The sequence below is a fragment of the Pseudomonas sp. BYT-1 genome (assembly GCF_023611805.1).
In the GTDB taxonomy this organism is placed as follows: Bacteria; Pseudomonadota; Gammaproteobacteria; order Pseudomonadales; family Pseudomonadaceae; genus Aquipseudomonas; species Aquipseudomonas guariconensis.
On sequence record NZ_CP072559.1, the window covers coordinates 3,138,604 to 3,150,481 of the forward strand.

The 11,878-nt window shown below is 59.1% G+C and carries 8 protein-coding genes; all 8 read right to left on the reverse strand.

Features of this window, described 5'->3' with window-relative positions; translation table 11 throughout:
* Window positions 1-18: 18 nt before the first annotated feature.
* A complete protein-coding gene (locus J5X93_RS14615; protein ID WP_043214252.1) occupies window positions 19-3,114 on the reverse strand; it encodes an MdtB/MuxB family multidrug efflux RND transporter permease subunit in 3,096 nt (1,031 codons plus the stop codon).
* A complete protein-coding gene (locus J5X93_RS14620) occupies window positions 3,111-4,397 on the reverse strand; it encodes an MdtA/MuxA family multidrug efflux RND transporter periplasmic adaptor subunit (RefSeq protein ID WP_043214250.1) in 1,287 nt (428 codons plus the stop codon). Before J5X93_RS14620 ends, J5X93_RS14615 begins: the two co-directional genes overlap by 4 nt.
* Window positions 4,398-4,598: 201 nt before the next feature.
* Window positions 4,599-5,099: a thiol peroxidase gene (gene tpx / locus J5X93_RS14625; RefSeq protein WP_043214248.1), complete on the reverse strand. Its 501-nt coding sequence runs from the start codon at window positions 5,097-5,099 to the stop codon at window positions 4,599-4,601.
* A 171-nt stretch (window positions 5,100-5,270) separates the two neighbouring features.
* On the reverse strand, window positions 5,271-6,563 hold the full coding sequence (locus J5X93_RS14630) for a serine/threonine transporter (RefSeq protein WP_043214245.1): 1,293 nt from the start codon (window positions 6,561-6,563) through the stop codon (window positions 5,271-5,273).
* Between the two features lie 377 nt (window positions 6,564-6,940).
* On the reverse strand, window positions 6,941-8,377 hold the full coding sequence (locus J5X93_RS14635; protein WP_148921538.1) for an MFS transporter: 1,437 nt from the start codon (window positions 8,375-8,377) through the stop codon (window positions 6,941-6,943).
* 165 nt (window positions 8,378-8,542) lie between these two features.
* On the reverse strand, window positions 8,543-9,415 hold the full coding sequence (locus tag J5X93_RS14640) for a prephenate dehydrogenase dimerization domain-containing protein (RefSeq protein WP_182943113.1): 873 nt from the start codon (window positions 9,413-9,415) through the stop codon (window positions 8,543-8,545).
* On the reverse strand, window positions 9,412-11,481 hold the full coding sequence (pabB, locus tag J5X93_RS14645; RefSeq protein WP_250033597.1) for an aminodeoxychorismate synthase component I: 2,070 nt from the start codon (window positions 11,479-11,481) through the stop codon (window positions 9,412-9,414). The genes J5X93_RS14640 and pabB overlap by 4 nt, the downstream gene beginning before the upstream one ends.
* Window positions 11,482-11,483: 2 nt before the next feature.
* Entirely contained in the window at window positions 11,484-11,813 is a 330-nt protein-coding gene (locus J5X93_RS14650) for a chorismate mutase (RefSeq protein ID WP_182943111.1), read from the reverse strand.
* Window positions 11,814-11,878: the final 65 nt, after the last annotated feature.

Here is an 11,878-nt window from a genome sequence, read left to right on the forward strand (position 1 = left end):
AAAGAGCGTCGCCGCCGATCATGCTGCCTCCTGCGTCAAACCCTGCTTGCCAAAGCGGCGGGCCAGACGGTCGAAATACAGGTAGATGACCGGCGTGGTGAACAGCGTCAGCACCTGGCTGACCAGCAGCCCACCCACCATCACCAGGCCCAGGGGCTGGCGCAGCTCGGCGCCGGAACCGGTGGCAAGCATCAAGGGCACGGCACCGAACAGCGCTGCCAGGGTGGTCATGAGGATCGGCCGGAAACGCAACAGCGCCGCCTGGTAGATGGCATCGCGCGGGGCCATGCCCTGGTTGCGCTCGGCCTCCAGGGCGAAGTCGATCATCATGATGGCGTTCTTCTTGACGATACCGATCAGCAGGATGATGCCGATGATGGCGATCATCCCCAGGTCGTTGCCGCTCAGGATCAAGGCCAGCAAGGCACCGACCGCCGCCGACGGCAGGGTCGAGAGAATCGTCACCGGGTGGATGTAACTCTCATAGAGCACGCCCAACACGATATACATGGTGACCACCGCTGCAAGAATCAGCAGCAATGTGCTCGACAACGACGCCTGGAAAGCTTCGGCGGCACCCTGGAAGCGAGTCTGTACGCCCAGGGGCATCCCGATTTCCTGCTGTACCTGCTCGATGACCTTGACCGCTTCGCCCAGGGACGCGCCATGGGCCAGGTTGAACGACATCATCACGGCCGGGAACTGACCGATATGGGAGATCGCCAGCTGCGCCTGACGCTGCTCGATCCTTGCCAGGGCCGACAGACGTACCTGGCCACCATCGGTGGCCTTGACGTGGATCGACTCCAGTGCCTGCGGGCCAATGGTCGAGGCGGTCTGCGACTGCAGCACGACGCGGTACTGACTGGCCTGGGTATAGATGGTGGAAATCTGCCGCTGACCGAAAGCGTCGTACAGGGCGTTGGTGATCTGCGACACGCTGATGCCCAGGCGGCTGGCCATGTCGCGATCGATCACCAGGTACACCTGCAGGCCCTTGTCCTGCAGGTCGCTGGCCACATCCTGTAGCTCAGGCCGCTGCTGCAGGGCCTGGACCAACTTGCCACTCCACTCGGCGAGCAGGTCGGCGTCGGGCGAAGAGAGGCTGAACTGGTATTGCGTACGGCTGACCCGGTCTTCGATGCTCAAGTCCTGCACGGGCTGCATGAACAGGCGGATCCCCACCAGCTTGTCGACCTGCGGCTGCAGGCGGTCGATGACCTCGCTGGCAGTGACATCCCGCTCGCCGTGTGGCTTGAGGTTGATCAGCAAGCGACCGCTGTTGAGCGTGGCGTTGTCCCCATCCACGCCGATGTAGGACGAGAGGCTCTGGACCGCCGGGTCCTTGAGGATCACCTGGCTCAGCGCCTGCTGGCGCTCGCTCATGGCGGCGAACGAGGTGGACTGGGGCGCTTCGGAGATCCCCTGGATCACGCCGGTATCCTGCGCCGGGAAGAACCCTTTGGGCACGATGACGTACAGCAACACCGTCAGCACCAGGCTTGCCACCGCCACTAGCAAGGTCAGCGGCTGGTGCCTGAGCACCCATTGCAGGCCTCGGCCGTAGCGTTCGATCAGCCAGTCGATCCAGGCGCCACTGGCACGGTAGAAGCGCCCCTGCTCTTCATCCTTGGGCTCACGCTTGAGCAGCCGAGCGCACATCATCGGGGTCAGGGTCAGGGACACCACCAGGGAAATCAGGATCGCCACCGCCAAGGTGATGGCGAACTCGCGGAACAGCCGGCCGACCACGTCAGCCATAAACAGCAGCGGGATCAGCACCGCGATCAGCGAGAACGTCAGCGAGACCAAGGTGAAACCGATCTGACGGGCACCTTTGAGCGCCGCCTGCATCGGCGTCTCACCCTCTTCGATATGCCGGGAGATGTTCTCCAGCATCACGATCGCATCGTCCACCACAAAGCCGGTGGCAATGGTCAGGGCCATCAATGTGAGGTTGTTGACCGAAAAACCGGCCAGGTACATCACGCCGAAGGTGCCGATCAAAGACAGCGGCACGGCAATCGACGGGATAAGGGTGGCGCTGAAACGGCGCAGGAACACGAACGTGACCATCACCACGAGTGCGATGGCGATCAACAGTTCGTGCTGCACGTCCTTGACGGCGGCACGAATGGTCTGGGTACGGTCGGTGAGAACGGTGACATCCAGGCCGGCCGGCAAGTTATCGGTGATCGAGGGCAGCATTTCCTTGATCAGGTCGACCACTTCGATGACGTTGGCACCCGGCTGACGCTGGATGTTCAGCAGCACCGCCTGGTTCTCGTTGGCCCAGGCTGCGAGGCGCTCGTTCTCGGCGCCGTCGACGATCTCGGCGACATCTTTCAGACGCAAGGGCGCGCCGTTGTTGTAGGCCAGGATGAGGTTGGCGTACTCCTCGGGTGAGCGCAGTTGGTCGTTGGCGTCGAGCATCGACACCCGCGTCGGGCCGTCGAAGTTGCCCTTGGGCTGGTTGACGTTGGAGGCGCCGATCAGAGTGCGCACGTCGTCCAGGTTCAGGCCGTTGGCCGCCAAGGCATCGACATTGACCTTGATACGCACCGCCTGACGCTGACCGCCGGCGATGCTGACCATGCCCACCCCGCTGATCTGGGCGATCTTCTGCGCCACCCGGGTATCGACCAGGTCGTTGAGCTTGGGCAGTGGCATGGTCTTGGAGGAAATGGCCAGGGTCAGCACCGGGGTATCGGCCGGGTTGACCTTGTTGTACACCGGTGGCGCCGGCAGATCGCTGGGCAACAGGTTGTTGGCCGCGTTGATCGCCGCCTGGACCTGTTGCTCGGCGACATCCATGTTCATGTCGAGGTTGAAGCGCAGGGTCAGCACCGAGGCCCCGCCGGAGCTGGTGGAGGCCATTTGCGTCAGGCCTGGCATCTGACCGAACTGACGCTCCAGGGGGGCCGTGACTGCGCTGGTCATGACCTGGGGGCTGGCGCCGGGATACAGGGTCATGACCCGGATGGTCGGGTAATCGACCTGGGGCAAGGCCGAGACCGGCAACAGCTTGTAGGCGATCAGGCCGGCCAGGACGATGGCCAGCATGCTCAGCGTGGTGGCGACCGGGCGGAGGATGAACAGGCGCGAGAGGTTCATGCGCCCGCCTTGCTCGACTCACCAGCCTGGGCCGAGCCCTTGGCGTCCTGGCCTTGCAGATGCTGCCCGGGAGTGGTCGGCACCTGAGAGCTGTCTTGGACGACCTCCACCTTGCTGCCTTCGCGCAGACGGTCGGTGCCCTCGAGCACCAGGCGATCACCGGCGGCCAGGCCTTCGAGCACTACGCTCTGCTCACCGTCGCTGGGGCCGACCTTGAGCTTGCGGATATTGACCGTGCTCTGGGCGTTGACCACATAGGCGAAGGTGCCGTCATTGCCAAACTGGATGGCTGCGGATGGGGCCAGCAGCACCTGTTTGAGGGTATCGGCCAACAGGCGCACGTTGACGAACTGATTGGGGAACAGGGCCTGGTCCTTGTTATCGAAGCGGGCCTTGAACTTCAGGGTGCCAGTGGTGGTGTCTATCTGGTTGTCCAGACTGCCCAGCACACCGGTGGACTGCAGCTTGCTGTCGCTGCGGTCCCAGGCCTCGACTGGCAGGGTCGCGCCGCTGCGGTAGCGCTCGAGCACGGTGGAAAGCTCGGTCTCGGGCAAGGTAAAGGCCACGCTGATCGGCTCGGTCTGGGTGATCACCACCAGGGCGGTGGTGTCGTTGGCGGCCACCAGGTTACCCAAGTCCAGCTGGCGCAGGCCTACCCGGCCACTGATGGGGGCGCGGATCTGGGTGAAGTCCAGGTTTAAGCGAGCATCGTTGACCTGCGCCTGGTTGGTCTTGACCAACCCCTGGAACTGCGCGACCTGGGCCTGGGCAGTGTCCAAGGTCTGCTTTGCGATGCTGTCTTCGGCATACAGGCCTTTATAACGGGCCAGATCGACCTGGGCGTTCTTCAGCTGGGCCTGGTTCTGCGCCAGGGTGCCTTCTGCCTGCTGCAGGGCGATGCGGTAAGGACGCGGGTCGATTTCAGCGAGCAGATCGCCGGCCTTGACCTGCTGGCCTTCCTTGAAGTGAATCTTGACCAGCTCACCGGCCACCCGGCTACGGACGTTGACGGTATTGGTTGCCGTCACAGTGCCCAAAGCCTTGTAGTACAGCGGGAAATCGCCGACATGCACGGGCTCCACACGCACCGGTACCGGATCGGTGGAACCACCGAAGCCCGGACGCCCCATGCCCATGCCCATGCCTTTGCCGGGCCGTCCGCCCGGCTTCGCCGTATCAGGCGTAGCTGCAGGCCACAGCCACCAGGCCAGGAGGGCCACCAGCAGCAGGATCAGCAGGCCGACGAGCCAGCGACGCGGGGAACGAGAAACGGAAGATTGCATGGGTTGAACGAACCTTGTTCAGGAAATGACGACTGGGGAGGATGAACGATAAGCACTGACACCGTATTAGCAAAGGACCTTTACCAGGCATTTACCTTCGGCTTACGTTGCCAAGATGCTGAACTTTAAATGAAAACGGCCTGGAGATCGCTCCAGGCCGTTACAACGTGTGACCGCTGGGGCACACAGCCCCCGGCCTGTTTACTTCAGCACGGCCAGCGCCGCGTCGTAGTTAGGCTCGTCAGCGATTTCGCCAACCAATTCGCTGTGCAGGACCTTGTCGTTTTCATCCAGCACCACCACTGCACGGGCAGCCAGGCCGGCCAGCGGGCCGTCGGCGATGGCCACGCCGTAGTTCTCGAGGAACTCTCGACCACGCAGGGTCGACAGGTTCTTCACGTTCTCCAGGCCTTCGGCACCGCAGAAACGCGCCTGGGCGAACGGCAGGTCGGCAGAAATGCACAGCACCACGGTGTTGGCCACGTCGTTGGCCTGGGCATTGAATTTGCGCACGGAGGTGGCGCAAGTCGGGGTGTCGACGCTCGGGAAGATGTTCAGCACCTTGCGCTTGCCAGCGAAGTTCTGCAGCGAGGTGTCGGCCAGGCCTTCACCGACCAGGGAAAACGCCGGTGCTTGGGCGCCGACTTGCGGCAGATTGCCTTTGACCTGTACCGGGTTGCCTTTGAGAGTCACTTGAGCCATGACGAGATCCTTATGCGGGGTTTTGAAAGGACACTGAGTTAAGCATGAAGGCGCGCAAGTGCCTATCGGAAAAGTTAAATTGTTCTAATTCCAGGATTTTTTTGTGGACAATAAAAAGACCCAAATGGCGACAAACCATCCGGGCCTTTCTCTTTATACAGTGTCGGCAGGTCAGCCCAGCAGGCTATCGACCACCGAATAGACCACCGAGGACATGGCCACCAGGCCCAGCACCACGACGAAGACGTTGGACATTGCTCCACTGTACTTGCGCATCGCCGGCACACGGCGGATGGCGTACATCGGCATCAGGAACAGCAGCGCAGCGATGATCGGGCCGCCAAGGGACTCGATCATGCCCAGGATGCTTGGGTTGAGGGTCGCGACGACCCAGCACACCACCAGCATCAGCGCAGCGACCACACGGTCCATGGCCTTGGCACCTGGGCGCAGGCCAGCCTTGCCGATGATGCCCTTGAGACCCTCGCTGGCGCCGATGTAGTGGCCCAGGAAGGATTTGGCGATGGCGATGAAAGCGATCAACGGCGCGGCGAAGGCAATGGCCGGGTTACTGAAATGGTTGGCCAGGTACGACAGGATCGACAGGTTCTGTGCCTTGGCCTCGGCGAGCTGGGCACTGCTGAGGGTCAGCACGCAGCTGAAGACGAAGAACAGCACCATCGCCACCATCAGCAGGTGAGCGCGCGCCAGGATCTGCCCGCTGCGCTCGTCGGCGTGCTCGCCGTAGCGGCGTTTCTGGTCGACCGCAAAGGCTGAAATGATCGGCGAGTGGTTGAAAGAGAACACCATCACCGGGATCGCCAACCACATCGTATGCAGGAAGGCCGAACCCGACGGCAGTTGGCCTGCGCTGTCGAGGATGCCGCCATTCCAGTGCGGTACCAGGTACAGGGCCAGCAGCGCCAGGGCGACGATGAATGGGTAGACCAGCAGGCTCATGACCTTGACCGTCGCCTGTTCGCCGCAGCGCACGATCAGCAGCAAGCCGAAGATCAGCAGGAACGACAACAGCGCCCGCGGTGGCGGAGTCATGTGCAGCTGGTGCTCCATGAAGCTGCTGACGGTGTTGGTCAGAGCGACGCTGTAGATGAGCAGGATCGGGAAGATGGCGAAGAAGTACAGAACGGTGATCAGCGCGCCGGCTTTGATGCCGAAGTGCTCTTCGACCACCTCGGTGATGTCGCCGCCGCTGCGCCCGGAGAGCACGAAACGGGTCAGTCCGCGGTGAGCGTAATAGGTCATCGGGAAGGCCAGTACGGCCAGGATAAGCAGCGGCCAGAAGCCGCCAAGGCCGGCGTTGATCGGCAGGAACAAGGTTCCGGCGCCGATTGCCGTGCCGAACAGGCCCAGCATCCAGGTGGTGTCTTGTCGCGACCAGCTGCCGAGGGTGGCTGGGGTCGATTCTTCGAAGCGTTGTTCAACGCTTGGGGCCTGCTCATTCATTCCGGGTGCAACTCCACTCGCAAGACTGCAACAGGCTGAGAGCGGCGAAACAGAAGGCTTCGCACACCTCAACCGAAAAGAGGGGCGCGATTGTGCGCTGATTGGGTTGCACTTGCATAGCCCCGCCCTACAGACGGTTGCACCTATCAGGTAGGAATTCTCCGAAACGCGGCATCACCCGCCAAACGTCGACGGTTGCACGTCGAAAAACAATCGCGGGAATACGGCCCATCGCTGTCCGGTTATCATCTCATGCCGATTCTCTGGTACCGGCCTGCTCGAAAGGCATTGCGCCGAGGCGCTCATCAACAGCGCCGAGCTGCATTCGATAGCGCACATCGCGGCGCTCAAGCAGGCGCACGACCAAGGCCAGGATCCTAACTCACTCTCAGCGTCCAGCGAGCAATGACAATGGCCATCACAGCCAGGGCGAATGTCACCCATGACATCAAGCCAATGCCTCCTTCAAAGGCATTCACGGCGATGCTCATCAACTCGCTGGCCTGATCGCCTGTCAGTGCCGCCGCTACGGCATGGGCGCCGGCCAATGTTTCGCTGGCGAGGTGCTCTTGTATCGGCGTGAGAAACGCCGGCAAATCTAGAGCTCCGCGATAGTGGGCGGTAACCAAACCTCCCAATACCGCCGTCCCCAGCACCACCCCCACTTCATAGGCCGTTTCGCTGATCGCCGATGCCGCTCCCGCCTTGGCGGGCGGGGCAGCCGACAGAATCACGTCATTGGACACCGTGGCAATTGCTCCCACGCCAATATTCAATAAGGCAAAGGCGACTACCACGACCGTCAGGCTAGCGCCAAGACTGGCAACCAGTAAAAACGCGGCACCGGTAAACGCTAGCAGTACGGGCACCAACACAGGCACCGGTACCCGTTGAACAACGGGTACCACCAGCATCCCTACGATAATCGCCAAGACTTGTCCAGGCACCAATGCCAAGCTGGCATTGAGCGCAGACATACGCAAAACGATTTGCAAGAACTGCGTGGCGAAAAAGACAAAGCCGATCAGGAAGGCCAAACTCATCAGGTTGATGACGACAGAACCGCTGAACGTCTTGTTGCGAAATAGCGCCAGGTCCATCACGGGAACCGGCAGCCGCAGTTGACGCCGCACAAACAGCCAGCCACTTGCCGCGCCGACGACAAAGGCTGTCATAGCCAGACTGTTCACGCCTTCGCCGGCTACGTGCTTGATGCCATAGACCAGCGCCCCCAGGGCAACCATTGACTGCAGGATACTCAAAGGATCAAGGGGACCGGACGCATCAGGTTCTGACTCGGGCAACAACCATGGCCCGAGGATCAGCAGCGGCATCAGTATCGGCACCGCCAGCAGGAAGATCGCCCCCCAACTGAAAAACTCCAGCAGCACGCCACCAATCAAAGGGCCGAGCGCCGAACCCACCGTCAAGGTGGTTGCCCAGATGGCGACAGCCAGGCGCCGCTCTTCCCGGTCCTCGAAGACCGACCGGATCAATGCCAGTGTCGAAGGCATCAGCATGGCACCAAAGATCCCCATACAAGCCCGCCCGCCAATCAACTGCACGGCACTGCTGGAGTAGGCGGTCATGATGGACGTGATGGCAAAACCCAGGGACCCGACCAGCAGCAGTTTACGATGACCTATCCGGTCTCCCAGGCTGCCCATGGATACCAGCAACCCGGCCAGCACCAACGAGTAGGCATCAATCATCCATAATTGCTGGCTGGCAGTGGGGTGAAGCGCCTCGGCAATCTTCGGCAGCGCGAAACCCAGGACGGTGTTATCCACCGTCACCAGTAATACCGGCAACATCAATACCGCCAGACCCAGCCAGCGATTGGACCGAGGCCCTGGCTGCCTTACTTCAGTTATCGATGACATTTAAAGAGTTCCGTAATCAGGCAGAAAATCACAGACACGCACACTCGCTGTGATGTTCACTTAAAGCGAAGTCCCATTAGTTTCGGACGCGACGTTTCAGCTCAGCAGAGAAAAAATCTGTTGACAGTCCACGGCCCCGGTATCAAGACGTTTGCCCAAAGCGTTAGAAATAACTTGCAAATCACCTTTGAAACATTCGTAGTCTCGACTTCCGACATTGTTCATCAAGCGCTCCACGCCTTGAACCAGTGCCTCGCGATGGCGACAAGCTTGATCATTTTCCAGCTGTATGTCCCAGTACAACTCCGGTGAGTTGACCAGAAGGCGAGACAGCAGCGCCATCATGGTACGCATTGGAGGCGGCATGACTTCCTCGACGAGCGCCAAGTCCACCGAAGACTGCACCAAGGCCATGCCGAACCCAAGAATGGCGGCATGAGGTAACGACTGACAAAGCGCCATCAATTCGTCATGGGCAGCAGGCGTCATGCGCCGGGTCTTCATACCTGCCTCTGCCAGGTGTTGTTCAATGAAGGTTACCGATGCGTTGTTGTCCTCCATACAGATAGCCACCGTCCGCCCCTGGACCGAGAGGTTGGGCGAAAACATCGGGTTAATGCCGATGAACTGTTGGTGGGGAGACAAAACTTTCAAGGCGTTGTAGAAAGGACTTTGTACCGAGCAGGAGGGCATAAATACAACGTCTGAGGAAACCGCCTGAAGGACCCAGGGAATGGCACGGATTGCCACACGTTCAGGCAACGCAAAAACCACGGCCATCGTACCGCGGAATATATGTCCGCTGTTGCTGAATGCGTCGTTCACATCCACTTCGTAGTACTCATTCCCAACGCCGCCAGGACGACAATCCAGTACTTTGGTGTGGTAACCGTACGGGTTGAGAACACGACAGATAAACGAACCCACGAGGCCGGCGCCCCCTAGCACGACAACTGTGTTGTCCTTCATTGTTCGCTCCCGGCGACAAAGCTGTAATAAGGGACACTGGCCTTCACCAGGATCTCTTCGAGTTCCTGGTGCGGATCGGAATGCGCGACGATGGCGCCGCCGATACCAAACTCAGCCTGGTGATTTTTTAAAACTGCCGTACGAATGACGACACTCAACTCCGCTCCACCACTAAACGAAATCCAGCCCAGTGCCCCGGCGTAAACGCCCCGAGCCGATGTTTCCAAAGTATCAATGATTTCCATGGTGCGTTTTTTCGGAGCGCCGGTCATCGACCCCCCAGGGAAACAGGCCCTGATAGCTTCGACAGTTGATACACCAGGCGCCAACTGCCCGCGTACTGTCGAAACCAGCTGATGCACAGAGGAAAAACTTTCGACCGAGAAAATGTCCGGAACATGCACGCTGCCTGGACGGCAGACATGATTCAAATCATGACGAACCAAATCGACAATCATCAGGTTTTCAGCGCGATCCTTGGCTGAGACAGCCAAATCTTCGCGCAATCGTAGATCCTCATCGACGTCGTTGCCTCGTGCGCGCGTTCCCTTGATTGGCCGGGACTCAATCAGACCGCTGTCGTCAATACTGAGGAAGGTTTCAGGTGAGGCGCTTAATATCGAGAACTGGTCAAACATCAAGTACGCGCCATAGGGTACGGGGCTCGCCTCGCGCATCCTCTGGTAAGCATTGAGCGGTGCACCGTGATAAGCCATCCTGGCCCGATTGGTCAGACATATTTCATAGGATTCACCATCAATAATGTATTGCAGCGACCGCTCGATCTTACGGATATAATCCTGTGGATCATCTTCAAGGAGCAGCTCGAGTTCATTCACTGCCCCTGGCACGAACGGCTGATGTTCACTTGCAATCCGCTCCTCAGGCAACAAAGCTGGGGGCAATCGCGGCCATTCGAGCCGTTGGCCAACTTCCCCGATTAGACACTCGTACAGTTTTTGGCAGTGGTGGTCGAAGACGAAGAAATGCGGTGCGAAAATGAAGCTGGCGTCAGGATACTCCGAACAATAGGCTTTGCGTCCGCCCACCAATGCTTTCAACTCATAACCCAGGTATCCTACGAAACCACCCTTGAAGGTAAATGGCAGGTCCTGTGGCATTGTCAATTGCACCGATTCGATGATCTGGTCGATCAACGTGAAACAATCGCCTTCTACCTGAAGACGCCCTTTGGGGCCCTCCAGGGTAAGGCGCTCATGGTTAACGCTGTACTCAAGACGGATGGCTCCCTGAGCCTGGCCGCTGCCCATGATGGAGTATCGGGCGTTGGGTCTTTCCGAGTGTTCGCTGTCGAGCCAGAAAGCATACCGGTCAGTGGCATAGCACTGCGAAAACAAAGCCAGTGGTGTGAAGGTCCCGGGATACTCTCGATACACCAACTGCATATTCGACACGCCACCGACAGAGAAAAAGGCGTCTTTTGCTGACTGGCGCCTAACGCCGCTCCCCGAATGCAAATGATGAATGCTGTTGTACTCCAGCGCCATTCGCACAAAATTACCAAGTAACGCATGTCCATACTCGGAGTCGATGGACTCAGGATGGAACTGCACCCCCCAGACCGGTCGATTGATGTGCTCAATTGCCATGATCACTCCATCATCCGTCCACGCGGTGCAGTGCAATTCGTCTGGCAAGTGCGTGCACGCCAATGAGTGGTAACGGACCACGTCGAACTGTTCCGGCAGATCACGGAACAGTCCTGTCCCTATATGGGTGATACGGCTGCGGTAACCATGTACAGGCTTAGGGGCGTGAGTGACCGTCCCGCCGAGGAATTGCACAATTCCTTGATGCCCCAGGCAAATCCCAAGCAGGGGGACCGGCGATTGGAGAATGACATCGCCACACACACCGAAATCCAGGCTAGAGCCCGGATGCCCAGGACCAGGCGAAAGCACCACGGCATCGTAGTTTTCAATGTTCAGTTCCCTATAGGGGACTGTATTGGTCACCACATCAACACACACCCCAGTCAACTCATATAAGTACTGGGCAATATTTTGAGTAAACGAGTCAAAGTTATCAATCAGCAATATCTTCATGACTAATTTCCCTGAATCAGGCGTTGACTGATCAGCCGGGCTTCCTGTACACACGTCTCCTCGATAATAAGCTTGAAAATTGACTCGACATACGCAGAATTCAAGCCGACCTGCAATGACTGCTCCTTGAGATGGCCGAGAATCTGGGAAATGCGCTGTGGCTGCATCATCGGAATACCATGCACAGCCTTGAGTTCCGCAATATCCATGCAAACCCGCATACGCTCGCTCAATAGATCAACCATCTGACTGTTGATCGAGTCCAACTGATCACGCTGTGTTTGCAAAATAGCTGATGTATCGGGTGGAGAAAACCGTCCCTGTTTTGTCATTCTCAAATCCCCTATTAATGCGCCACGAAATAGCAGTCCTTTGATCGTCAGCCCTGAGAAACTTG

Excerpts from the sequence above, each read along its gene's own strand:
- J5X93_RS14615 (WP_043214252.1), bottom strand. The coding sequence starts at position 3,114 with ATGAACCTCTCGCGCCTGTTCATCCTCCGCCCGGTCGCCACCACGCTG.
- J5X93_RS14620 (WP_043214250.1), bottom strand. The coding sequence starts at position 4,397 with ATGCAATCTTCCGTTTCTCGTTCCCCGCGTCGCTGGCTCGTCGGCCTG.
- tpx (WP_043214248.1), bottom strand. The coding sequence starts at position 5,099 with ATGGCTCAAGTGACTCTCAAAGGCAACCCGGTACAGGTCAAAGGCAAT.
- J5X93_RS14630 (WP_043214245.1), bottom strand. The coding sequence starts at position 6,563 with ATGAATGAGCAGGCCCCAAGCGTTGAACAACGCTTCGAAGAATCGACC.
- J5X93_RS14635 (WP_148921538.1), bottom strand. The coding sequence starts at position 8,377 with ATGTTGCCGGTATTACTGGTGACGGTGGATAACACCGTCCTGGGTTTC.
- J5X93_RS14640 (WP_182943113.1), bottom strand. The coding sequence starts at position 9,415 with ATGAAGGACAACACAGTTGTCGTGCTAGGGGGCGCCGGCCTCGTGGGT.
- pabB (WP_250033597.1), bottom strand. The coding sequence starts at position 11,481 with ATGAAGATATTGCTGATTGATAACTTTGACTCGTTTACTCAAAATATT.
- J5X93_RS14650 (WP_182943111.1), bottom strand. The coding sequence starts at position 11,813 with ATGACAAAACAGGGACGGTTTTCTCCACCCGATACATCAGCTATTTTG.